The organism is Haemophilus parainfluenzae (assembly GCF_900450995.1).
Taxonomy (GTDB): domain Bacteria; phylum Pseudomonadota; class Gammaproteobacteria; order Enterobacterales; family Pasteurellaceae; genus Haemophilus_D; species Haemophilus_D parainfluenzae_O.
On sequence record NZ_UGHY01000002.1, the window covers coordinates 1235001 to 1259078 of the forward strand.

At 40.6% G+C, this 24078-nt stretch carries 16 protein-coding genes, 2 tRNA genes, 3 rRNA genes and 2 pseudogenes (1 of these 23 cut by a window edge); 19 read left to right on the forward strand and 4 right to left on the reverse strand.

The genetic code is table 11. The features are described 5' to 3' along the window. From DX522_RS06325 to mazG, 6 genes are all read left to right on the forward strand, one after another. A 23S ribosomal RNA gene (locus DX522_RS06325) occupies positions 1–2193 on the forward strand (it extends 702 nt beyond the left edge of the window). Positions 2194–2343: 150 nt separating this feature from the next. Beyond that, positions 2344–2459: ribosomal RNA gene (gene rrf, locus DX522_RS06330) — 5S ribosomal RNA — on the forward strand. A gap of 50 nt (positions 2460–2509) precedes the next feature. Further along, positions 2510–2625: ribosomal RNA gene (gene rrf, locus DX522_RS06335) — 5S ribosomal RNA — on the forward strand. 14 nt (positions 2626–2639) lie between these two features. Then, positions 2640–2716 (forward strand) — tRNA-Asp (locus tag DX522_RS06340). A gap of 15 nt (positions 2717–2731) precedes the next feature. Continuing rightward, a tRNA-Trp gene (locus tag DX522_RS06345) sits at positions 2732–2807 on the forward strand. A 99-nt stretch (positions 2808–2906) separates the two neighbouring features. Continuing rightward, complete coding sequence (gene mazG / locus DX522_RS06350; RefSeq protein ID WP_115180193.1) at positions 2907–3695, forward strand: nucleoside triphosphate pyrophosphohydrolase; 789 nt, start codon at positions 2907–2909, stop codon at positions 3693–3695. A 35-nt stretch (positions 3696–3730) separates the two neighbouring features. Here the strand turns inward: mazG and DX522_RS06355 are convergent, their stop codons facing one another. Further along, entirely contained in the window at positions 3731–4525 is a 795-nt protein-coding gene (locus DX522_RS06355) for a sulfite exporter TauE/SafE family protein (RefSeq protein ID WP_115180194.1), read from the reverse strand. Positions 4526–4738: 213 nt separating this feature from the next. Between DX522_RS06355 and DX522_RS06360 the strand changes: the two are divergent. From DX522_RS06360 to DX522_RS06405, 10 genes and pseudogenes are all read left to right on the forward strand, one after another. Beyond that, positions 4739–6450: pseudogene (locus DX522_RS06360) on the forward strand (solute:sodium symporter family transporter). Positions 6451–6499: 49 nt separating this feature from the next. Further along, a complete protein-coding gene (locus DX522_RS06365; protein ID WP_115180195.1) occupies positions 6500–7945 on the forward strand; it encodes a sulfatase-like hydrolase/transferase in 1446 nt (481 codons plus the stop codon). A gap of 39 nt (positions 7946–7984) precedes the next feature. Next, on the forward strand, positions 7985–8572 hold the full coding sequence (locus DX522_RS06370) for a Crp/Fnr family transcriptional regulator (RefSeq protein WP_115180196.1): 588 nt from the start codon (positions 7985–7987) through the stop codon (positions 8570–8572). Between the two features lie 21 nt (positions 8573–8593). Then, positions 8594–9739, forward strand: a complete 1146-nt coding sequence (locus tag DX522_RS06375) for an anaerobic sulfatase maturase (protein WP_115180197.1) — start codon at positions 8594–8596, stop codon at positions 9737–9739. Positions 9740–9776: 37 nt separating this feature from the next. Beyond that, positions 9777–10106: a DMT family transporter gene (locus tag DX522_RS06380; protein WP_115180198.1), complete on the forward strand. Its 330-nt coding sequence runs from the start codon at positions 9777–9779 to the stop codon at positions 10104–10106. 132 nt (positions 10107–10238) lie between these two features. Further along, on the forward strand, positions 10239–11903 hold the full coding sequence (locus tag DX522_RS06385; protein WP_115180199.1) for a bifunctional metallophosphatase/5'-nucleotidase: 1665 nt from the start codon (positions 10239–10241) through the stop codon (positions 11901–11903). A 163-nt stretch (positions 11904–12066) separates the two neighbouring features. Then, the gene (gene rpe, locus DX522_RS06390; protein WP_115180200.1) at positions 12067–12738 is read left to right on the forward strand and encodes a ribulose-phosphate 3-epimerase; all 672 of its coding nucleotides are present in this window, start codon (positions 12067–12069) and stop codon (positions 12736–12738) included. 12 nt (positions 12739–12750) lie between these two features. After that, positions 12751–13425 carry a phosphoglycolate phosphatase gene (locus tag DX522_RS06395; RefSeq protein ID WP_115180201.1) on the forward strand — a complete coding sequence of 225 codons (675 nt, stop codon included), beginning with the start codon at positions 12751–12753 and terminating at the stop codon, positions 13423–13425. Between the two features lie 89 nt (positions 13426–13514). Further along, positions 13515–13868 (forward strand): helix-turn-helix domain-containing protein, encoded by a 354-nt coding sequence (locus DX522_RS06400; RefSeq protein WP_048950757.1) that lies wholly within the window; start codon positions 13515–13517, stop codon positions 13866–13868. Then, the gene (locus DX522_RS06405) at positions 13856–14674 is read left to right on the forward strand and encodes an IS3 family transposase (protein ID WP_262054259.1); all 819 of its coding nucleotides are present in this window, start codon (positions 13856–13858) and stop codon (positions 14672–14674) included. Before DX522_RS06400 ends, DX522_RS06405 begins: the two co-directional genes overlap by 13 nt. Before the next feature lie 45 nt (positions 14675–14719). Here DX522_RS06405 and DX522_RS06410 read toward each other — a convergent pair whose 3' ends face one another. After that, complete coding sequence (locus DX522_RS06410) at positions 14720–15517, reverse strand: class I SAM-dependent methyltransferase (protein WP_115180202.1); 798 nt, start codon at positions 15515–15517, stop codon at positions 14720–14722. Positions 15518–15692: 175 nt separating this feature from the next. Between DX522_RS06410 and purL the strand changes: the two genes are divergently transcribed. The 3 genes from purL (at position 15693) to DX522_RS06425 (ending at position 21197) form a co-directional block, all read left to right on the forward strand. Further along, on the forward strand, positions 15693–19586 hold the full coding sequence (gene purL, locus DX522_RS06415; RefSeq protein WP_115180203.1) for a phosphoribosylformylglycinamidine synthase: 3894 nt from the start codon (positions 15693–15695) through the stop codon (positions 19584–19586). A gap of 201 nt (positions 19587–19787) precedes the next feature. Further along, entirely contained in the window at positions 19788–20417 is a 630-nt protein-coding gene (locus DX522_RS06420; protein ID WP_005697450.1) for a YkgB family protein, read from the forward strand. A 240-nt stretch (positions 20418–20657) separates the two neighbouring features. Then, positions 20658–21197: a hypothetical protein gene (locus DX522_RS06425; protein ID WP_115180204.1), complete on the forward strand. Its 540-nt coding sequence runs from the start codon at positions 20658–20660 to the stop codon at positions 21195–21197. A gap of 215 nt (positions 21198–21412) precedes the next feature. Here the strand turns inward: DX522_RS06425 and glpQ are convergent, their stop codons facing one another. Continuing rightward, entirely contained in the window at positions 21413–22498 is a 1086-nt protein-coding gene (glpQ, locus tag DX522_RS06430) for a glycerophosphodiester phosphodiesterase (RefSeq protein ID WP_115180205.1), read from the reverse strand. 93 nt (positions 22499–22591) lie between these two features. After that, positions 22592–24032 (reverse strand): annotated as a pseudogene (glpT, locus tag DX522_RS06435) (glycerol-3-phosphate transporter). Positions 24033–24078: the final 46 nt, after the last annotated feature.

The following is a 24078-nucleotide window of genomic DNA, read 5'->3' on the forward strand; positions in this document are numbered from 1 at the left end:
AGGTTGGGTAACACTAACTGGAGGACCGAACCGACTAATGTTGAAAAATTAGCGGATGACTTGTGGCTGGGGGTGAAAGGCCAATCAAACCGGGAGATAGCTGGTTCTCCCCGAAATCTATTTAGGTAGAGCCTTGAGCGGACACCTTCGGGGGTAGAGCACTGTTTCGGCTAGGGGTCCATCCCGGATTACCAACCCGATGCAAACTACGAATACCGAAGAGTGATACTCAGGAGACACACGGCGGGTGCTAACGTCCGTCGTGGAGAGGGAAACAACCCAGACCGCCAGCTAAGGTCCCAAAGTCTATATTAAGTGGGAAACGAAGTGGGAAGGCTTAGACAGCTAGGATGTTGGCTTAGAAGCAGCCATCATTTAAAGAAAGCGTAATAGCTCACTAGTCGAGTCGGCCTGCGCGGAAGATGTAACGGGGCTCAAATATAGCACCGAAGCTGCGGCATCAGACGAAAGTCTGTTGGGTAGGGGAGCGTTGTGTAAGCGGATGAAGGTGTGTTGAGAAGCATGCTGGACGTATCACAAGTGCGAATGCTGACATAAGTAACGATAAAACGGGTGAAAAACCCGTTCGCCGGAAGACCAAGGGTTCCTGTCCAACGTTAATCGGGGCAGGGTGAGTCGGCCCTAAGGCGAGGCTGAAGAGCGTAGTCGATGGGAAACAGGTTAATATTCCTGTACTTGGTAAAGCTGCGATGTGGGGACGGAGTAGGTTAGGTTATCGCACTGTTGGATATGTGCGTTTAAGTTGGTAGGTGGGAAGTTTAGGCAAATCCGGACTTCCTTAACACTGAGAGATGATGACGAGGCTCTACGGAGTTGAAGTAACTGATACCACACTTCCAGGAAAAGCCACTAAGCGAAAGGCTTTACTAAACCGTACTGAAAACCGACACAGGTGGTCAGGTAGAGAATACTCAGGCGCTTGAGAGAACTCGGGTGAAGGAACTAGGCAAAATAGCACCGTAACTTCGGGAGAAGGTGCGCCGGCGTAGATTGTAGTCCCTCGCGGGCGAAGGTTGAACCGGTCGAAGATACCAGCTGGCTGCAACTGTTTATTAAAAACACAGCACTCTGCAAACACGAAAGTGGACGTATAGGGTGTGATGCCTGCCCGGTGCTGGAAGGTTAATTGATGGTGTAATCGAAAGAGAAGCTCCTGATCGAAGCCCCAGTAAACGGCGGCCGTAACTATAACGGTCCTAAGGTAGCGAAATTCCTTGTCGGGTAAGTTCCGACCTGCACGAATGGCATAATGATGGCCAGGCTGTCTCCACCCGAGACTCAGTGAAATTGAAATCGCCGTGAAGATGCGGTGTACCCGCGGCTAGACGGAAAGACCCCGTGAACCTTTACTATAGCTTGACACTGAACATTGAATTTTGATGTGTAGGATAGGTGGGAGACTTAGAAGTAGTCACGCCAGTGATTATGGAGTCGTCCTTGAAATACCACCCTTTAACGTTTGATGTTCTAACGAAGATTACGAAACGTGGTCTCGGACAGTGTCTGGTGGGTAGTTTGACTGGGGCGGTCTCCTCCCAAAGAGTAACGGAGGAGCACGAAGGTTTGCTAATGACGGTCGGACATCGTCAGGTTAGTGCAATGGTATAAGCAAGCTTAACTGCGAGACAGACAAGTCGAGCAGGTACGAAAGTAGGTCATAGTGATCCGGTGGTTCTGAATGGAAGGGCCATCGCTCAACGGATAAAAGGTACTCCGGGGATAACAGGCTGATACCGCCCAAGAGTTCATATCGACGGCGGTGTTTGGCACCTCGATGTCGGCTCATCACATCCTGGGGCTGAAGTAGGTCCCAAGGGTATGGCTGTTCGCCATTTAAAGTGGTACGCGAGCTGGGTTTAGAACGTCGTGAGACAGTTCGGTCCCTATCTGCCGTGGGCGTTGGAGAATTGATTGGGGCTGCTCCTAGTACGAGAGGACCGGAGTGGACGCACCACTGGTGTTCCGGTTGTGTCGCCAGACGCATTGCCGGGTAGCTAAGTGCGGAAGAGATAAGTGCTGAAAGCATCTAAGCACGAAACTTGCCAAGAGATGAGTTCTCCCAGATTACAAATCTGTAAGGGTTGTTTAAGACTAAGACGTAGATAGGCATGGTGTGTAAGCGGTGTGAACCGTTGAGCTAACATGTACTAATTGCCCGAGAGGCTTAACTATACAACGCTCAAGGGTTTTGGGTGTTGTAATGATACAAAGACGAAACTCAGAGAAGAAAGAGAAAGTATTGAAGGTGAATCAGCTTGTTTGGTTGTGAGACGCTAGAGATAGCGGAGCAGAGAGAAATAGAAAAGTTATTAAAGGAATAATCCTGGCGGCGATAGAGCGGTGGTCCCACCTGACCCCATACCGAACTCAGAAGTGAAACGCCGATGCGCCGATGGTAGTGTGGGGCTTCCCCATGTGAGAGTAGGACACCGCCAGGTACTTTTTATTTTGTTAGTTTATTTTTAGAGTAAATTAACAAAATAAAAATTTTGGCAGCAACAGTGCAATGGTCCCACCTGAATCCATATCGAACTCAGAAGTGAAACATTGTTACGCCGATAGTAGTGTGGGGCTTCCCCATGTGAGAGTAGGTCACTGCCAATTATACCTCATTTAGCGGAGTGGTAGTTCAGCTGGTTAGAATACCTGCCTGTCACGCAGGGGGTCGCGGGTTCGAGTCCCGTCCATTCCGCCAATTCTTAATACCAATAGGGGCGTAGTTCAATTGGTAGAGCACCGGTCTCCAAAACCGGGTGTTGGGAGTTCGAGCCTCTCCGCCCCTGCCATTATTCCATATCAATTTATCTTTAATTTTTTATAAGAATATTGTCTATTTTGTTATTCGTTTTATACTAATTGCATTTTAGTGTTTCAGAGATATTCTTATGCGTTATTCTATTCAAGATTTTATTCAATTAATTGCACAATTACGTAATCCTAATGGAGGCTGTCCTTGGGATCTTAAACAAAATTATGACTCCATGATTCCTTGTTTAACTGAAGAAACTTATGAAGCCATTGATGCCATCCAAAAGAAAGATATTGCTAATTTAAGAGAAGAGCTTGGTGATCTTTTATTACAGGTGGTGTTTTTCAGTCAGCTGGCTTCAGAGGATGGTTATTTTACATTTGATGATGTTCTTAATGATGTTTCTGAAAAGATTGTACGTCGCCATCCCCATGTATTTGCTGATGCTACAGCTGGAAATGAAGAAGAAGCGTTATCCCGTTGGAACAGTATCAAAGCACAAGAAAAATCAGCTCAAAAACAACAGTCTATTTTAGATAATGTTCCGAATGCTTTTCCTGCATTGTTAAGAGCACAGAAAATGCAAAAACAATGTTCAAAGATAGGATTTGATTGGAATGAACTTGAACCTGTATTGGCAAAAGTAGAAGAAGAATTACAAGAAGTACGGGATGAAGTTAATCAAATGCCTCGCAATCAAGAAAAAATAGAAGAGGAAATCGGGGATTTATTTTTCGCAATGGTTAATTTGTCTCGACATCTCAAATGTAATGCAGAAGAGGCTTTGCGTAAGGCGAATAATAAATTTGAACAACGTTTTCGTAAAGTAGAAGAAAAGGCATTGGAACGAGGTTCATCAGTTAAGGATCTTTCTTTAATCGAAATGGATATCCTATGGGATGAAGTGAAAAGAGAAGAAAGATAATTGAAATGGCAGAGGACATTCTCCTCTGCCATTTTTTATTTTATAGCATGGATAAGTAACATATAGGCACTGATCAACAATAGAATAATGCCTAATAGTTTTTTGACTAAGTGCGGTGATAATTTACCTCGGATTTTCATCGAAAAAAATCCGGTTACAAAAGCGCTGAGTACGACAATAATCACAATCGAAAAATTAACATAACCGATTTGCCAACCAAAGTAATGGGGAGAGCTTTTTGAAAGATAGCCATAAAGGCTACCTAGCCCCCCAATAAACATCATCGCATTGGTATAAGGGGCAATTTGATGGGCTTTAACGGATTTTAACTGACCAATTAAAGGCGCCATAATTGAGCCTCCTCCAATGCCTGTCATGCCGGCAATAAACCCGCCTACCGTTGAAAGACCGATTCCTTTAATCGTTTCATCTGCTGTAGATTGCTGAGTTATAGCGGTTTCTTTACTAAAAATAGTACGAATTGCCAATAGGGAAAGAGTGATAACAAACACACTGATAATAGCAATATCAGGTACATAAAAACTGGATTCGAATCCTAGCTGCACACCAATAATCATACCCACAGACCAAATGAGCATCGCTTTGTAATTAATCGATATTTTTTGTTTGTAAAAATAAATTAAGTTAATAAAGGATGAGCCCATGACAATCGTCAATGATGTCGCGGCAATCATTTGTAAAGGAAACTGTGGGAATAAGGTGTAAAGAATAGGCACCATCAATACGCCGCCACCAATGCCAAAAATAGCGGACATCATATTTGTCATCACACCACATAAAATTAAAATAAAAATTAACTGTAAGCTCATTTCAAACTCCTTTTTTGTGGGAGTACGGCATTATTATTCTTTTGGATAAATAAATAATTTATGATCTTGCTCATAATTATCTATAAAAACAGACTTTATTTTAATTTTGTGATCCTTCTCACACAATCAGTATGACAATTATCATATGCTCTTTATACACCTAGCAGTAGTCTATAAATGGAATTTAATAATGGCTTCTACAAGGAGGAGTGTATGCTATTAACGGTTTCGAGTTTCCTCATCGTAACGGCTTTAGTGGCCTATATTTCATGGCTACGTACTAAAAACGATGATTTAACCACCTCGAAAGGTTATTTCTTAGCGGGACGAGGATTAAGCGGTATTGTGATTGGTTGCTCAATGGTGCTAACTTCACTTTCTACTGAGCAATTGATTGGCGTGAATGCCGTTTCTTATCAAAATAACTTTTCTATTATTGCATGGACAGTGCCAACTGTGATTCCGCTTTGTTTTTTGGCACTTTATATGTTGCCGAAATATTTGCGTAACGGTTATACCACCATCCCTGAATTCTTTGAAAATCGCTTTGATCGACAAACGCGTTTGATTATGTCAGGGTTATTCTTAGTCTTCTATCTTTTAATCGTTATTCCGACCGCACTTTATACTGGAGCAATAGCCTTTAATAAAATCTTCAATTTAGAGACTATCTTTGGATTAAGCTACGCTCAAGCGATTGTCTATACGGTGATTGCTATTGGTGTAGTGGGGGCGATTTATGCGATTTTTGGTGGGTTAAAAGCGGTGGCGGTTTCCGATACCATCAATGCGGTAATCTTAGTGATTGGTGCATTGCTTGTACCTGTCTTTGCGTTGCTTTATTTAGGTAATGGCAGTATTTCAGAAGGCTTGAATATTATCACCACCACTCACGTTGAAAAATGGAACGCTATTGGTAGTTCAACCGACTCTACCCTTGGCCAACAATCTTTACCGGTATTATGGTTGTTCACTTCTTCTATTGGACAACAAACCAAGCTATCGTACAACGTTGTTTAGGGGCGAAGGATTTAGCATCGGGTCAAAAAGGGATTTTAATTGCTGCACTTTTCCTACTCACATTACCGATTATTCTTAATTTACCAGGTTTATTAAGTTTCCATATTTTAGGTGAAGGATTAGATCCAATTGATACCTCTTATCCATTATTGGTCAATAAAGTGATGCCGACTGCATTACAAGGCTTCTTTATTGCCGCACTTTTCGGTGCAATTTTAAGTACCTTTAACTCATTCTTAAACTCTGCAGCGACCATTTATTGTAAAGACTTATTACCATCTATCAGTAAAAAACAACGTACCGATCAAGAGTTGATCGTTTATGCGAAAAAAGTCTCTACCATTATGGCGATTGTGACCATGATTATTGGTCCACTTTTGATGTTCGGTACAGATGGTATTTTCTTAATCACTAAACGCTTTGCCGGTTTTGTGAATATTCCAATCGTGGCGTTATTTGCTGTGGGTTTATTTAATAAAACTGTTTCTGGCTTGGCTGCACGTATTGCTTTACTTGTACACGTAGTACTTTATTTCAGTATTGTGTGGGTGTTCAATGTGAAAATCAATTTCGTGTATGTAATGGGTGGATTATTCGTATTTGATGTTGTTTTCATGTTGATTCTAGGTCAATTCTTAAAACGTGAACCTTATGTGGAAAATACCATCAATAAAGGCGATGTAGACTTAACCAATTGGAAATACATTAAAGTAACATCTGTTTCATTAATTCTTGGTTTAATTGCGCTTTATGCTTTCTTATCACCAATTGGTATTGCTTCTACAGACGGTAATCCAATGTTAGTGTTGAAAGTGTATGCGGTATTACAACTCATCGTGTTGATTGTCTTTAGACCAAAAAATGAAAAAACAGAACATCAATTACATCTTTCTAACCAACATTAACCAGTCGGGCGTACATCACGTACGCCCTTAAAATAGATAAGGATTGTGTATGAACATTATCTATATTTTACTCGACCAAGTGCGTAAAGATATGTTGGGGGCTTATGGTCACCAGATCGTTAAAACCCCGAATATTGACCGTCTAGCTAAAGATGGCGTACGTTTTAATAATGCTTTTACGCCAGCCTCCGTTTGTGGACCCGCACGGACTTCACTTTTTACCGGTTTAATGCCATCCACACATGGCATCATTCGTAATGGTGAAAAAGGTGGTACAGGAGAAGTGAGCGAAACTGCACCAAATATCGGCAAACTAGACGGCTATAATACCTATGTCGTAGGAAAATGGCACGTTGGGACCAAATCTGTACCAGAAGATTATGGGATCAAAGGGCATAACTTTGATGGCTATGGTTACCCAGGTAGTGGCGTGTATAAAAATTTAGTGTTCAACCAACCGCCGACACATTCCAATCGTTATAAAGAATGGTTAGATGAAAAAGGTTATGAGATCCCTGAAGTGAGTCGTGCTTATTTCGGTGATAACCCACATTTGCGAGTGCAAGAGCTTTGCGGTTTACTTTCAGGCACAAAAGAACAAACCATCCCGTATTTCATCATTGATGAAGCGAAAAGCTATATTAGTGAATCACTTGCTGAAAATAAACCGTTCTTTACATGGATTAATTTCTGGGGACCGCATACGCCTTGTATCGTGCCAGAACCGTATTATTCCATGTATCGAAAAGAAGATGTGGTGCTAGATGAAAGCTTCTTCAAGCCACTAGAAGGCAAACCAGGACACTATCGTACCATCTCTAAAATGTGGGGAATGTGGGAAGCGAGCGAAGATCATTGGAAAGAAGTGATCACAAAATTCTGGGGTTATATCACCTTAATTGATGATGCAATTGGTGAGCTATTTTCCTTCTTAGAAAACAACGGCATTTATGACCGCACTTTTATTGTGGCAACTGCTGACCATGGGGATGCGATGGGTGCTCATCGAATGATTGAGAAGGGGGAGTTCATGTTCGATACCACCTACAACATTCCGATGATTATCAAAGACCCAAATTCAAATCGCGTTAATCAACAAGATGATAACCTTGTCTATCTCCATGATTTAACCTCTACCGTTTATGATCTCGCTAATCAGCCGATTCCTTCTGCCTTTGAAGGAGAAAGTATTTTGCCGATCGTTCGTCAAAATCAAGATAATCAACGCAAAGGGATATTGGCACAGTTGGCAGGGCATTTCGTTTATTTTGAACAACGCATGTGGCACCGTAAAGACTATAAATTGGTGTTTAATGCCTCGGACATTTGTGAGCTTTATGACGTAAAAAATGATCCGGCTGAAATGCATAATTTGTTCTATAAGCCAGAATATGAAGCAGTTAAAAAAGAGATGCTAGAAGAAATGCGTCAAGAAATGAAACGCTTAAATGATCCGCTAGAAAACTGGGTATATCGAATTATTCACGAAGTATAAAAAACAAAGAAAAAACTGACCGCACTTTGAAGGACGTTTATGGAAAATTGCTCAATCAAGCCTACTGAGTTATCGCATTGTCAGCTCACCGAGTTACATCACTTGCCGAAAGGCTCCTTCTTGTATCAACAAGGTGAGGTGGCACATGAGTTTTATTATGTGCAATCAGGCTTGATTGGCTTATTTCATACCCTTGAAAATGGCAAGGAAAGCTTGGTACGGTTATATTCTAAAGGGGATTATTTTGGTTTTCGAACCTTATTTTCCATGACGGATAAACACTATCATTGCAATGCGAAAGTCTTAATTGATGCAGAGATTACTCGCATCAAGCCCAATGTAGTGAGCGAGTTTTTTACGCATAATACGGTGATGAGCCAATGTTTACTGCAGATCTTGGCAGATGAACTACGTGAAGCCGAAGAGCGTTTAGCAAAAAGTGCCTATTTGCGCACCTTAGATCGTGTGATGGATAGTTTATATTTCCTCAAACAACATTTTCCTGATTATAATTGGACGTATCGCGAAATTGCAGAATATGCTGGTTGTGAAACCGAAACCGCCATTCGTATTGCGAAAGAACTCAAACAAAACGGTGCATTTGATCGAATATCAGGTCATAAATAATGTTGTAACAAAGGATGGTTGATGTCTATTTTTCCACCACAAGCTTATTTTCACTTAATGGCGAAACCAAGCAGTTTTCACTGTAACATTCAGTGTGAATATTGCTTCTATTTGGAAAAATCAGAACAGTTTGGGCAATATGCGCCTTTTATGTCAAAAGACACCTTAAAACATTACGTCAAAAACTATATCCAATCTCACGCCGGCAATGTGGTTGAATTTGCTTGGCAAGGTGGTGAACCCACTCTTTTAGGCTTAGATTTTTATCGACAAGCCGTTGAATATCAGCAGGAATTTGCTCAAGGTAAACAGATCACAAACGCCTTTCAAACCAATGGTATCTCACTTAATCAGCAATGGGCTGCATTTTTCAAACAGCATCATTTTCTCATTGGGCTTTCTATTGACGGTTTAAGTGCTGTGCATAATCGTTATCGAATTTCAGGTAACGGTAATCCCACCTTTGAAAAAGTTGTGAAAGCATTAAATTTACTTCAAGAATATGGTGTGGAATTTAATACGCTTACCGTCATTAATGATCAAAACTGGCAAAAAGGAAGAGAAACTTATTTAGCACTCAAACAGCTTGGCTCGGCTTATATGCAGTTTATTCCTATTGTCGAACGTCATGCACAAACACAATCTGTCACTGATTTTTCAGTGCCATCAGAAGGTTATGGACAATTTCTCGTAGATGTCTTTCATGAATGGTATGAGCATGATGTAGGAAAAATTTATGTATCGCAGTTTGATAATCTGCTTGGACAATGGCTTGGTTATCCTTCCACAACCTGTGTTCATCAACCTACTTGCGGGCAATCGCTTGTCACGGAAGCCAATGGCGATGTGTATACTTGCGATCATTTTGTGTATCCCGAATACAAGGTCGGCAATCTAACTCAGCAACCTTTAACGGAGATTGTGCTTTCCAGTAAACAGCAACAATTCGGTTTAGAAAAATCACAAAAATTGACCGCACTTTGCCGTCATTGTGAGTTTCGTAAACTCTGTTATGGCGGTTGCCCGAAACATCGTTTTGTTTCTCTCGAAAATGAGCCCAATCCACATAATTATTTATGTGCCTCTTACCGTTATTTCTTTGAACAAACGGCGCCTTATATGCAAGCCATGGCTCGCCAAATTCGGTTACATCCATCAGCCGCTTAAGGTAGAATAGAATTTTCTACTTTACGTTTTGATTGATATGAACCCTTGGACATTACTTGCTATCTCTATTTGCCTTGAAATCGTGGCAACGAATTTATTAAAAGTCAGTGATGGCTTTACCAAATTTTTACCCACCGTTGGCTCATTAGCGCTATACTCCATTTCATTTTATTTTGTTTCCATTGTTTTCCGAACACTTTCTGTTGGCTTGGTTTACGCCATTTGGTCGGGCGTCGGCATTGTTCTGACCGCCATTGTGGCATATTTCGCTTTTGGTCAGAAAATCGATACTGCAGGGCTAATAGGTATGGCCCTGATTATCAGTGGCGTTTTAGTGATTAACTTGTTTTCTCAAACAGGACATTAATCCTTCAAATGAAACGTGATCAAGCTCACAAATTTTATTTTTCTTCAAAATAAAATTATGTCAGCAATCGATTCACCGCTATAACTCCCCGGCATTTTTAACCGCACTTTGTGCAACTTTAAAGGAAATTCTATGAAAAAATTACTTTGCTCATTATTTGCGCTTTCTGCAATTAGTACTGCAATGGCACAAGAAGTGAATATTAAATTATTAGGGACCTCCGATGTTCACGGCCGTATCGTACCTTGGAGCTATGGTGCAGACGTAGAGGACAAATCAGGTTCTTATGCACAAATTGCAACTTATGTGAAAGATGTGCGTAAAAATAATAAAAACGTGGTGTTAGTGGAAGTTGGTGATGCGATCCAAGATAACCAAGTCGATGTGTTCGCAAAAGATAAAAAATATTACAAAAATCACCCAATTCCAAAAGTATTAAACGAAATGAATTATGATATTTTCGTATTGGGTAACCACGAGTTTAACTTTGGGATGAAAGCGTTAGATGAAATCCTAAAAGATATCAAAGCGAAAAAATTAACCGCCAACTTCTATCATAAGAAAAATGACAAACGTTATATTGATGCGACAACCATCATTGAAAAAGATGGTGTGAAGCTAGGGATTATTGGTTTAAGTACTCCGATGTCCTCAAAATTTGAAGAAGACACGGGCAACCTAAAAGACATGAAGTTTACGTCACCAACGGAAGAAGCGCGTACACAAGTTGAGAAATTAAAAGCAAAAGGCGTGGATGCGATTATTGCGGTGACTCACATGGGTATCGAAAATGAAAATAATATTCCTGATACCGGTATGCGTGATGTGATCAATGCGGTAGATGGAATTGATGTAGTTATCGCAGGTCACATGCATAAAGATGTACCAAGTGAAACCATCAAAAATACACTAATCACTGAACCACACCGTTACGGTACCGTGGTATCTGAAGTGGATTTAACTTTTGATATCAAGGATAAAAAAGAAGTGAAATTAGTGAAGAAAGAATCTAAAACGGTTCCAGTTAAAGCACTTGAAGCAGATAAGAAAATTGAGGAAATTTACAAGCCTTACCATGAGAAATTACGTGAATTAAACAACGTAGTAATCGGTCAAACTGCGAATGAAATGGTACCTCAAGAGACTAAACACGGTGTATCTGCTGCATTCTCAAAAGATACCGGTTTATCTTCATTCATTAATGATGTTGAACAATATTACAGTGGTGCAGATGTTGTCACTTTCTCTTTCGACCATCAAAAAGCACGTATGGATAAAGGCGATATCAAGAAAAAAGACATCATCTTTAACTATCGTTATGCGGGCGGTGATGTCACTGTTTATGAAATGACAGGTAAACAATTGAAAGAATATATGGAATGGTCTGCGAACTACTTCGATACTATTCAACCAGGTGACACTGAATACCGTTACAATGCGGAGCGTAAAAAATCAAAATATGTGACTTACGACATTTTCGGTGGCGTAAATTACAAAATTGACTTACGTAATCCACAAGGTAGCAAAATCGTTGATTTAACCCTTGCTGACGGCAAACCGGTAACTGACGATATGAAATTAAAAGTGGGTATGAACTCATATCGTTTCGCTCAATTAAACGGTAAAGGTGGTATTTGGGAAGGTCAACAAATTCCGGTACTTTGGGAATCTAAAGTGGCAATGGGCCGTGAAAAAGGCACTATCCAAAATATGATGATCGATTACATCACCAACGTAAAAAAAGGTAAAATCGATGGTCAATCTCACAATCGTTGGGAAATCATTGGATTAAACTAATCGGTCTTTTTAAAATACGATAAAAACCAACCGCACTTTGAGGCAATTGAATCAAGTGCGGTTATTTTTTTCTTTGTTTTCAGATAAAACTTGTAAATAATCAAGGTAAAATTGAGCTCAACGTAGTAAACTACAAGCACTTTTATCCTTTAGGAGATAACAAATGAAACCTTATTTAATCGCCCCTTCTATCCTTTCTGCAGATCTTGCTCGTCTTGGTGATGATGTGCAAAACGTATTGAATGCTGGTGCGGATGTAATTCATTTTGATGTAATGGATAATCACTATGTGCCGAATTTAACCTTTGGCCCAGCGGTGTGTAAAGCTTTGCGTGATTACGGTATTAAAGCACCTATTGATGTGCATTTAATGGTGAAACCAGTCGATCGTATCATTCCTGATTTTGCCAAAGCCGGTGCGGATTACATTACATTTCATCCTGAAGCCAGTGAACATATTGAGCGCTCTTTGCAGCTCATTCGTGATCACGGTTGTAAATCTGGTTTAGTGTTTAATCCAGCAACGCCATTAAGTTATTTGGATTATGTATTAGATAAGGTGGATGTGATTTTGTTAATGTCCGTGAATCCAGGATTTGGTGGGCAATCCTTTTTACCTTCCACATTGAAAAAATTAAAACAGGCACGTCGTCTGATTGATGAAAGTGGTTTAGATATCCGTTTAGAAGTTGATGGTGGGGTAAAAGTAGATAATATTGCAGAAATTGCCGCAGCCGGTGCAGATATGTTTGTGGCAGGCTCAGCGATTTTTGGTAAACCAGATTATAAACAAATCATTGATAAAATGCGTACGCAATTAGCTTCAGTAAAATAAATGGTAGTAAGAATGAACACTCAATTTAAAGTTATCGGTTTTGATTTAGATGGTACGCTCGTGAATAGTTTGCCAGATTTAGCGTTGTCTGTGAACTCTGCTTTAGCAGACTTTGGTTTACCTCAAGCACCAGAAGAGTTAGTGTTAACTTGGATTGGTAATGGGGCACCTGTATTGATTGCTCGCGCTTTAGAATGGGCAAAAGGGCAAACAGGTAAAGACTTTTCAGATGCTGAAATGGAGCAAGTGAAAGAGCGTTTTAATGTGTATTACGCGGAGAATCTTTGTAATGTGAGCCGTTTATATCCAAATGTAAAAGAAACATTGGAAACTTTAAAGGCTCGCGGTTATACCTTAGCCGTGGTAACGAACAAACCAACTCGACATGTTCAGCCAGTATTGGCGGCATTTGGTATCGATCATCTATTCAGTGAAATGCTTGGTGGGCAATCATTACCCGCGATTAAACCACATCCAGGTCCATTGTATTATTTATGTGGCAAATTCGGTGTAGAGCCTCGCCAAGTGTTGTTTGTAGGTGACTCTCGAAATGACATTCTCGCGGCACATTCAGCAGGTTGCCCAGTTGTGGGTTTAACTTACGGTTATAACTACAACATTCCAATTGTGGAATCAAACCCCGATTGGGTGTTTGACGACTTTGCGAAGTTATTAGAGATTCTTTAATCTATCTTAAAGCGTAAAGTGCGGTCAAAAATGATCTGCACCCCAAAAGTTGGACTCAACAAACCAACAATTGAGGTGCAGATTTTTTTATGGGTAAACACTACACAATCGAATTTAAATTACAGGCTCTCCAACCTATTTTGAATGGAAAAATGAGTATTAGAGAAGCTGCGCGTTTTTACAATATTCCTTCCAACGCCCTAGTCGGGACATGGTTGAAACGGTTTGAAAAAAGTGGCATAAAAGGACTTATTCCCCGTAAACCATCAGGACGACCGCCGATGAAACCCAAATATGCAAAAATGCCACCGCCACCCAAAACTGAAGAAGACCGTTTACGCCTGAGAATTTTACAGCTTGAAGCGGAGGTGGCCTACCTAAAGGAGTTGAGAAGGCTCAGACTTCAGGACGAAGCCGAGCAACGGAAATTATCCAAAGGTTAAGAACACGCTATCCGTTAAAATGGCTTTTAGGCTTTGCACAGTTAGCGCGTAGTACGTTTTTTGCGAAACGTCAGATTAAACCGGATAAGGATGAGTTGTTGAAAAAGACCATTAAACGCATCAAAGCCAATCATCCTGATTATGGCTACCGACGAGTTCATGCCAGCTTGCCAGGCGTGAATCATAAAAAAGTTCAACGTTTAATGCAGGCACTTGGGCTTCAAGTGCGGTCAAGAAAAAGCAAGAAATTTACCACCTATCGAGGCACAATAGGCCATATTGCTCCGAATCGTCTTGAGCGAGATTTTAGTGCAACGGCCCCGAAACAAAAATGGGTGACCGATATCACAGAGTTTAAGGCGAAAGATGGGAGTAAAGTCTATTTATCTCCAATTTTAGACTTATTTAACAATGAGATAATCTCCTATAACCTCAGCTATTCCCCAAACTGGGCGCAAGTAGAGGACATGTTAATGCAAGCCGTCAAAGGATTAAATAAAGCTTGTGGTGTCATTTTACATTCAGACCAGGGATGGCAATATCAAATGGTAGCTTATCGTCGAATCTTGGCTGAACATGGCATCATTCAAAGTATGTCGAGAAAAGGGAATTGCTTAGATAACGCCGCAATGGAAAGTTTCTTTGGGCGATTAAAAACGGAATGTTTTTATGGTCGGGAATTTAAAACAAAAGAAGAGATAGTTGATGCTGTCAGAGATTATTTGGATTACTATAATCATCGACGGATTCAACTAAAATTAAAAGGACTGAGTCCGATACAATATCGAAAACAATCCTTTAAATAACAGTCTAACTTTTTGGGGTCAGATCAAAAATGACCGCACTTTTTCTTAAACCTCCCACCAAATTAACGCCCATTTGTGTTGTCCGTGTTTTATCGGTTCATTGTTTATTTGTTTTTGTTGATAGAATTGAGACAAACTTTGTTTTTCTTTTTCGGTGAGATTGCCGAGAGAAAACTCCACAGAATTTAATAAATCTTCAAAGGTTTCGCCTTGGAAATGGCCTGATTCGGTTTCAATAAAACTCACATTCGCGTGAATGCCTTTTTGGTAAAGGCGATTAACTAAATAAATATAAGTTGGGAAGCCTACATCATCACGGCCAATGGCTTCAAATACACCTTCATCGAGAAAATGGCGTTGTGTCACCGAGGTTAAAAAGACGCGTTTTTTTGCCTTACTTTGCAGCTTTTCAATCATGTCATCCAAATCATCCACAAGCGTCGAGCGAGAGGCGAGTATAACATCCGCTTGAGGTACATCATCCCAGTTATCCGACCATGATTTATGTAGAAGCGTAATATTATTCAGTTGATGCTTTTCTTTATATTGCTGAACCATCTCTAACATGCCTTGGCTGTAATCGAGGGCATACACAGCTTGGCATTGTTGGGCTAAAGGAATCACAAACGTTCCGGGGCCACAGCCGATATCTAATACGGTTTCATCAGGTTGTACATTCATGGCTTTGAGTAACGTTTCATTATAACGACTTGGTTTGCCCACTAAATTCTCAGCCATTTTAGGGGCTTTTTTATCCCACTTTGTTGGTGGAAGATTATAGTGATTACAGGATTTTAGATGTTGTTGATAGAGATCGTTGAAATTGATGTCGTTGATGATCATAGTGACGCCCCAAAGTGCGGTTAGTTTTCAGATTGTTTTGAATTGCTTGCTGATTATATGCTTTCTCCTACTTAAAATCATTTGAAAATGATTGACGCAAACGTTTTCGTTTTAGTGCGTTTTCCTTTATAATAGCCCGCGATTTTCATCTCAAACACAACTCAAAGGTACCCGTATGTTTCAAACTTTTCGTGGCTCACCCGCCCTTTCTGAATTCCGTATTCAAGGCTTAATGCAAAAATTCCAACAAAATCAATTACCGGTGAAATCGGTTTATGCGGAATATTTGCATTTTGTGGAATTAAATCGACCGCTTGTTAGCGAGCAGGAAGCTAAGTTAAAAGCGTTGTTACATTACGGTCCAACCTTGGCTGAACACGATGCCAAAGGCAAAACTTTTATTGTGATTCCACGCGTCGGCACGATTTCTTCTTGGTCTTCTAAAGCAACGGATATTGCGCATAACTGTGGTTTAAGTGAAGTGGAGCGTATTGAGCGTGGTTTGGCGTATTATTTTGAGTTAAGCCAACCGCTTGATGAGAAAACGACAGAAAAATTGACCGCACTTTTACACGACAGAATGATGGAAACTGTGGTGCGTCGTCCTGAAGATGCAGAGATCTTATTCCGCCATCAAGATCCGAAACCATTCAAAACTGTGGATATTTTAAAAGGTGGACGCGAAGCTTTGGTGACTGCTAACGTAGAATTAGGTTTGGCGCTGGCAGAAGATGAAATTGATTATTTGGTGGAAAACTTCACACAATTAGGGCGCAATCCGCACGATATTGAACTTTATATGTTCGCGCAAGCCAACTCTGAGCACTGCCGTCATAAAATCTTTAATGCAGATTGGATTATTGACGGCAAAAAACAGGATAAATCCCTGTTTAAAATGATTAAAAATACCTTTGAGAAAACTCCTGATTTCGTACTTTCAGCCTATAAAGATAATGCTGCAGTAATGGAAGGCTCAAAAGTCGGCCGTTTCTTTGCGGACCAAGATGGGCAATATCGCTATCACAATGAAGATGCACATATCTTAATGAAAGTGGAAACCCACAACCACCCAACCGCGATTTCGCCATTCCCAGGAGCGGCAACAGGTTCGGGCGGTGAAATTCGTGATGAAGGTGCAACGGGTCGTGGTGCAAAACCAAAAGCAGGTTTAACCGGGTTTTCGGTATCAAACCTTATCATTCCAAACTTTGAACAACCTTGGGAAAATCCACTTTCCAAACCAAATCGTATTGCCTCTGCCTTAAATATTATGATTGAAGGCCCATTAGGTGGCGCTGCATTTAACAATGAATTTGGTCGCCCTGCCTTATTGGGTTATTTCCGCACCTATGAAGAGAAAGTCAACAGCTTCAACGGTGAAGAAGTGCGTGGTTATCACAAGCCGATTATGTTAGCGGGCGGTATCGGTAATATTCGTAGCGAACACGTTCAAAAAGGCGAAATTCCCGTTGGTGCGAAATTGATCGTATTAGGCGGTCCAGCCATGAACATCGGCTTAGGCGGTGGCGCCGCTTCTTCTATGGACAGCGGTAAATCAAAAGAAGATCTAGATTTTGCCTCTGTTCAACGTGAAAACCCAGAAATGGAACGCCGCTGCCAAGAGGTGATTGACCGCTGCTGGCAATTAGGCGAAGAAAACCCAATTCTCTTTATCCACGATGTGGGTGCAGGCGGTTTATCAAACGCAATGCCTGAATTAGTGCACGATGGCGAACGTGGCGGTAAATTTGATTTACGCTCAATTCTTTGCGATGAAAAAGGCATGTCACCATTAGAAATTTGGTGTAACGAATCACAAGAACGTTATGTCTTAGCCGTTGCGCCAGAAAAACTCGAATTATTTACCGCACTTTGTGAGCGTGAGCGTGCGCCGTTTGCGGTCATTGGTGAGGCAGCGGAAGAGAAACATTTAACCTTGCACGATAGTCATTTCGACAATAACCCAATTGATTTGCCAATGAATGTGTTATTAGGCAAAACGCCGAAAATGACGCGCGAGGTTTCGTCAAAAACTGTCGAAAATCGACCGCTTGCAACGGAAAATATTCAATTAAAAGAAGCCTTCCATCGCGTATTACGCTTACCGGTGGTGGCAGAAAAAACTTTCTTAATCACCATTGGCGACCGTTCGGTAACGGGTATGGTGGCGCGCGATCAAATGGTCGGCCCATGGCAAATTCCGGTATCTGATGTGGCCGTCACAACCGCTTCATTAGACAGCTATCACGGCGAAGCGATGGCAATGGGCGAACGTGCACCAGTGGCATTATTAGACTTTGGTGCTTCTGCACGTTTAGCGGTGGCTGAATCTATCACTAATATTGCGGGCACCAACATTGGCGATATTAAACGCATCAAACTTTCTGCAAACTGGATGTCTGCAGCAGGACACGGTGGTGAAGACGCAGGCTTATATGAAGCGGTGAAAGCGGTGGGCGAAGAACTTTGCCCAGCATTAGGCATTACCATTCCAGTGGGTAAAGACTCCATGTCGATGAAAACCACTTGGGAAGAAAATGGCGAGAAAAAATCAGTAACAGCTCCGCTTTCTTTAGTGATTTCATCTTTTGCTCGCGTGGAAGATGTCCGCAAAACCGTGACACCTCAATTACGCACAGACAAAGGCGCAAGCCGTTTATTGTTGATTGATTTAGGCGAAAGAAAAAATCGCTTAGGCGCGACCGCACTTGCGCAAGTGTATAAACAATTAGGTGACAAACCAGCCGATGTGGTGAACGTAGCCAAACTGAAAAACTTCTTTGATGCAATGCAAGCATTGGTGGCAGAGCGTAAATTATTGGCTTACCACGACCGTTCAGATGGTGGTTTAATTACCACACTTGCAGAAATGGCGTTTGCGGGTAACTGTGGCGTGGATGTGGATATTTCTGCATTAGGCGACAATGATTTAGCAGTGTTATTCAATGAAGAATTGGGCGCAGTGATTCAAGTCTCTGAAAACGAATTAAGCGCAGTGCGTGAGGTATTAAAAGCCCATGACTTGCTTGGTTTAACTTATGAACTTGGTTCTGTAAGCACAGAAGATCGTTTTGAAATCACGCGTGGTAGCAAAAAACTATTAAGTGAAAAACGCTCTGAATTGCGCGGTATTTGGGCAGAGCTCACTCACCAAATGCAACGCTTACGTGATAACCCAGAATGTGCTGATCAAGAATTTGAAGCGAAAAAAGCAACAGATAACAAAGGTTTATCTGCTCACTTAACCTATGATGTGAATGAAGATATTGCTGCGCCTTACATCAGCAAAGGCGTGAAACCAAAAGTAGCCGTATTGCGTGAACAAGGCGTAAACAGCCACGTTGAAATGGCAGCGGCTTTTGACCGTGCAGGCTTTGCAGCGATTGATGTTCACATGAGTGATTTAATGGCAGGTCGTTACAATTTAAACGACTTTAATGCGATGGTGGCCTGTGGTGGCTTTTCTTACGGTGACGTATTAGGTGCAAGTGGTGGCTGGGCGAAATCCATTTTGTTTAATCCACAATTACGCGATCAATTCAGCCAATTCTTCGCCAATGAAAACACCCTTTCATTAGGTGTATGTAACGGCTGTCAACTTATCTCCACCCTTGCAGAAATTATCCCAGGTGTAGAAAACTGGCCACGTTTCGTGCGTAATAAATCAGAACGTTTTGAAGCCCGTGCTGCGATGGTGAAAATCAACGACACCAACTCATTGTGGTTTAAAGGCATGGCAGGTTCACATATGCCGATTGCGGTTGCTCATGGTGAGGGGCGCGTAGAATTCAAAACACCAGAAAACTTGACCGCACTTCAATCCCAAAACTTGATTGTGGCACAGTATATCGACAGCCATTTAAATGTGACTGAAACCTATCCGGCCAACCCAAATGGCTCGGCATTAGGGATTACTGCCATTTCTAACGTCGATGGCCGTATTGCGGCGATGATGCCACACCCTGAGCGTGTATTCCGTGCCGTGAGCAACTCATGGTATCCAGAAGATTGGTCTGAAGATGGTGCTTGGATGCGAATTTTTAGAAATGCGAGAGTGAATTTCAAATAATGTGAGATTGTTCACAGCAAATTAATACAAAATAAGAGATACTAAGAAATTGGTATCTCTTTTTTATTGCATAACCTGAGTAATAAAAAAATGCCAACAATATTAGAGAGTAATATTGTTAATGATTTATATAAATACTTTATATAAAAATTCTTGGACATTATGCCCGTAATATCAATTGAACTATATAAGGAGTTCTAAATGAGTGCATTAGTTACATTGCTAGCTAATATTGTTGCGCCATTGCAACGTCAATTTATTAACTTTATCCGCATTGCGATTTGTGTGGTGATGGTTTGGATTGGAGGTTTAAAAGTTTGCCAATATGAGGCAGATGGTATCGCACACTTTGTGTCAAATAGTCCTTTCTTAAGCTTCCTTTACAAAAACGGTGCAAATGAAGTGACAAATGATAAGGGTGTTTTAGTGAAAGAATATACCTTATATAAAAACCCTGAAGGCAAAATGGTCGCAAAAAATATCGAATGGCATAAAGCTAATGGCACCTATACAGCTTCTTATATTATTGGCGCAATCATTGTGACAATTGGTATTTTAGTATTAGCGGGGATTTGGTCACCAACTCTCGGGCTATTTGGAGGCTTACTCACCTTTGGTATGTCGATAGTCACGCTGTCGTTCCTCATATTTACACCAGAAACCTGGGTGCCGAATTTAGGTGGGGACTTCCCAACACCTAATTATGGCTTTCCATATCTCTCAGGTGCTGGCCGACTCGTGATTAAAGATATTATTATGATGGCGGGTGGTTTAGTTGCTGCAGCAGAATGTGCGAAACGCTATTTAGAGAATAAAAAGCAGTTTGCGTAGTAAATAGATTTTAAAGGGCTTGCTGGGATAAGCAGCAAGCTTTTTTACTAAGATATAAAAAAGTAGTAGTTAATAATACTCAAATATTGATTATTGCAATAATTAGTGCCTAGAATATGTAGGCTACTAGTTGACTAAATCTTATAGTATCTAAAGATTGGTCTGAAAATGTTGTTTGGATGTTGATTTTAGAAACAATAGAGTAAATTTCAATAAAATTGAAAAATAAGGGATATTAATATGGTCATGAAATACTTGCCATTCTCAGTTATTGAGAGCAGATGGTTTGATGAAGGAAATGATACAGTTAAATCTGTTTTTGAGTCTATCGCCTCAATACATTGTAATAATTCAGATGCTTTTCTTCATCATTCATTTAGCGAGAAAAATTCTTTAAAGATTGCGTTTGAAAATTGCAGCAAGGATAAAAAAACTGAAGTTATATATCTAGCAACCCATGGCAATTCCAAAGTTATAGGACCTGATGAGGTGGATATTTCAAGAACAGAATTAAGAAATATTATTTCAAAAGTAAATACAAGAAAAACCATAAAAGGTCTATTTTTAGGTACATGTGAAACAGGCAATGAAGGTATTGCTCGTTATTTATTGGAGGATAAAACCACAAACTTAGAATGGGTTGCTGGCTATAATTCTACAATTGATTGGATAGATGGGACTGCAATGGATATGATATTTTTCTCAAAACTCGCTACACAATATAATAAAAATAAAACTCGCAAAAAAATAAATTTTCTGCAAGAAAAATGGCTCATCTAGCAGCTAGTGATTTATTGAAAATTGTTCCTGGAGCATTTATTGGATATGGGTTTAATATATATTTTCATGAGAAAAATAATCTTACTAGTATGTTTATATCTAGTGTTGAATAGATAATGCTTATTTACTTTAACTATTTTCAATTTTCCAGGATGGCTAGCGATCAAAAATCACAACGAATTTTGACCGCTCTTTTTATTCCGTTTACTTACGTATTATTTTTGTTTTTTCAAAAACTCAACGCCAGTGTCTGGGAAGTCGGTGAATACACCGGTTGCACCAGATTTATTCAATAATGCATCGTACATTTGATTCACGTCAGTGAAGAATTCAGGTAAAGCATCTTTACGCACGGTGTATGGGTGTAATTCCACTTTGTATTGTGCAAGTTCTTTCACTAATGGGGTGTATACGATATTGCCTGGTTTAGATTTTTCTTTATCCACTAACATGTACCAGCCTGGACCAACACCATCAGCATATTTTACCACTTCTGCCATTGCGCCTGGTTTGAACATCCAATCGTAATCGTAGTTCACCCATTTGCCTTTCGCATCTTTTTCTTCAGTTTCATGCCAGTCGGTGTATGCCACTAATTGAACAAGTTTTAAATCCATGCCCATTTTTGGTAGCAATTCGTTTTTGATACGTTTTAACTCATTGAAGTCGAAGGTTTGTAAGTAAACCATGTCAGATTTCTTGTCGTAACCGTATTTTTTCAACACTTTAAGGGTTTCAACTGCAATGTCTTTGCCGTTTTGGTGGTGGAACCAAGGTGCTTTGATTTCAGGATAGATACCCACTTTTTTACCTGTGGATTTTTCTAAACCTTGGATAAATTCGATTTCATCTTCAAAAGTGTGAATTCTGAAATGCGATTTCCAAAGTGGGAAACGGCCTGGATAAACTTGAGCTTGTTTACCATCTTTAGTTTCAAAGTTTTCAGTCATTTCTAAACTTTGAATTTCTTTTAAGGTGAAGTCGATTACGTAGTAACGACCATCTTTACGATGACGATTTGGGAATTTTTTCGCGACATCAGTTAATCCATCTAAGAAGTGGTCATGGATAACAACTAAACGACCATCTTTTGTCATCGCTAAGTCTTGTTCTAAGTAGTCTGCGTGTTGTGCAAATGCAAGCGCTTTAGATTCAAGCGTATGCTCTGGTAAGTAACCACTTGCACCACGGTGAGCAATGATAATTTTGTCTGATTTCATAGTGTCCACAGAAGAGTGTGCGCTACATCCTGCAAGTACGCCTGCAGCTAATAAAGAAAGCGCTAAAGTTTTGAGTTTCATAAGCATTTCTCCTTGAAAGTGCGGTTAAAAATTCAGTTGTTTTTTGTAATAAAAAAGGCGGCAAGCCTTCGCCTGTCGCCTTTAATTTATAGATTATTTAGTACCGTAGGTATCGCCTAATCTTGCTTTGTGTTTACCTTCTTCAACCATTACGATGAAGAGTAATAACACCGCTAAGACACCACCACCGATCATGACGTAGAAACCGCCGTCCCAGCCGTAGTGTTGTGCTGCCCAACCGATAACAGCTGAAGCTGACACAGTACCACCTAAGTAACCGAATAAACCGGTGAAACCTGCTGCTGTACCTGCTGCTTTTTTCGGTGCAAGCTCAAGCGCGTGTAAGCCGATTAACATTACAGGACCGTAGATTAAGAAGCCGATTAAGGTCATTAATACGAAGTCAGTTAATTGATATGGGTTTTCATACCAAGCTGCATAGTTTGCAAGCTCTGCTTCAGGTGTAGCTGGGTTCATCCAGTATGCCACTACAGCTGCTGTAGTTAAGATCATGAAGATAAAACCTGTTAAACCACGTTTACCTTTGAATACTTTATCTGATACCCAACCACATAATAATGTACCTGGAACTGCTGCTAATTCATAGATTGTATAGGCCCATGCGGTACCTTTGATGTTGAAGTGTTTCACTTCACTTAAGTAAACCGGAGACCATTTTAATACGCCGTAGCGGATTAAGTATACGAATACGTTAGCAATCGCAATGTACCATAACAATTTGTTTTTCAATACATAAGTTACGAAGATTTCTTTTGTGCTTAAATCGTTTTCGTAAGTTTTTTCGTTATAGTCATCTGGGTAGTCATTACGCCATTTTTCGATGGACGGTAAACCACAAGATTGTGGAGTATCACGCATGACAAAGTAAACAGGAATTGCACAGATCATTGCAGCAATACCAGGATAGTAGAGAGATTGTTGCCAAATGTCTTTTGCTTGTGCTTCAACGCCGTGAGTGCTGAAGAAGACAGCACTTGCTAATAGCACCATTGCACCTGGCATCATACCACCGATGTTGTGCGCGGTATTCCAGATAGATACAATAGTACCGCGTTCTGATTTAGACCACCAGTGTACCATTGTACGACCACATGGAGGCCAACCCATACCTTGGAACCAACCATTTAAGAAGATCATTACCCACATGATGAATGCCTGAAGTTGCCCATGGGAATAAACCCATCATGGTCATACAAAGACCAGAAAGCAATAAACCAAATGGTAAGAATACACGAGGGTTCGAACGGTCAGACATACCTGCCATTACGAACTTAGATAAACCGTAGGCAAGACCGGCTGCTGAGCCGATAACACCTAATTCCGCTTTTGAGTACAAGCCAGCTTGAATTAAACCAGGTTGTGCTAAGTCAAAGTTTGCACGTACAAAATAGTAAGCGGCATAACCAAAGAAGATCCCTGCAAACACTTGCCAACGTAAGCGTTTATACGTGGAATCAATTTTCTCCGCAGGAAGTTCCGCAATATGCGGTGCGGGTTTAAATGGTCCAAACATAATTTTTCTCCAAAATCATTTTAATTATGAGTCCACCCCGACAATG

Bases quoted from the DNA above. Each gene is read 5' to 3' on its own strand.
- mazG (WP_115180193.1), top strand. From the start codon at position 2,907: ATGCGTTATTCTATTCAAGATTTTATTCAATTAATTGCACAATTACGT.
- DX522_RS06395 (WP_115180201.1), top strand. From the start codon at position 12,751: ATGAACACTCAATTTAAAGTTATCGGTTTTGATTTAGATGGTACGCTC.
- glpQ (WP_115180205.1), bottom strand. From the start codon at position 22,498: ATGAAACTCAAAACTTTAGCGCTTTCTTTATTAGCTGCAGGCGTACTT.
- DX522_RS06355 (WP_115180194.1), bottom strand. From the start codon at position 4,525: ATGAGCTTACAGTTAATTTTTATTTTAATTTTATGTGGTGTGATGACA.
- DX522_RS06425 (WP_115180204.1), top strand. From the start codon at position 20,658: ATGGTCATGAAATACTTGCCATTCTCAGTTATTGAGAGCAGATGGTTT.
- rpe (WP_115180200.1), top strand. From the start codon at position 12,067: ATGAAACCTTATTTAATCGCCCCTTCTATCCTTTCTGCAGATCTTGCT.
- DX522_RS06370 (WP_115180196.1), top strand. From the start codon at position 7,985: ATGGAAAATTGCTCAATCAAGCCTACTGAGTTATCGCATTGTCAGCTC.
- DX522_RS06410 (WP_115180202.1), bottom strand. From the start codon at position 15,517: ATGATCATCAACGACATCAATTTCAACGATCTCTATCAACAACATCTA.
- DX522_RS06375 (WP_115180197.1), top strand. From the start codon at position 8,594: ATGTCTATTTTTCCACCACAAGCTTATTTTCACTTAATGGCGAAACCA.
- DX522_RS06420 (WP_005697450.1), top strand. From the start codon at position 19,788: ATGAGTGCATTAGTTACATTGCTAGCTAATATTGTTGCGCCATTGCAA.
- DX522_RS06365 (WP_115180195.1), top strand. From the start codon at position 6,500: ATGAACATTATCTATATTTTACTCGACCAAGTGCGTAAAGATATGTTG.
- DX522_RS06385 (WP_115180199.1), top strand. From the start codon at position 10,239: ATGAAAAAATTACTTTGCTCATTATTTGCGCTTTCTGCAATTAGTACT.
- DX522_RS06380 (WP_115180198.1), top strand. From the start codon at position 9,777: ATGAACCCTTGGACATTACTTGCTATCTCTATTTGCCTTGAAATCGTG.
- DX522_RS06400 (WP_048950757.1), top strand. From the start codon at position 13,515: ATGGGTAAACACTACACAATCGAATTTAAATTACAGGCTCTCCAACCT.
- purL (WP_115180203.1), top strand. From the start codon at position 15,693: ATGTTTCAAACTTTTCGTGGCTCACCCGCCCTTTCTGAATTCCGTATT.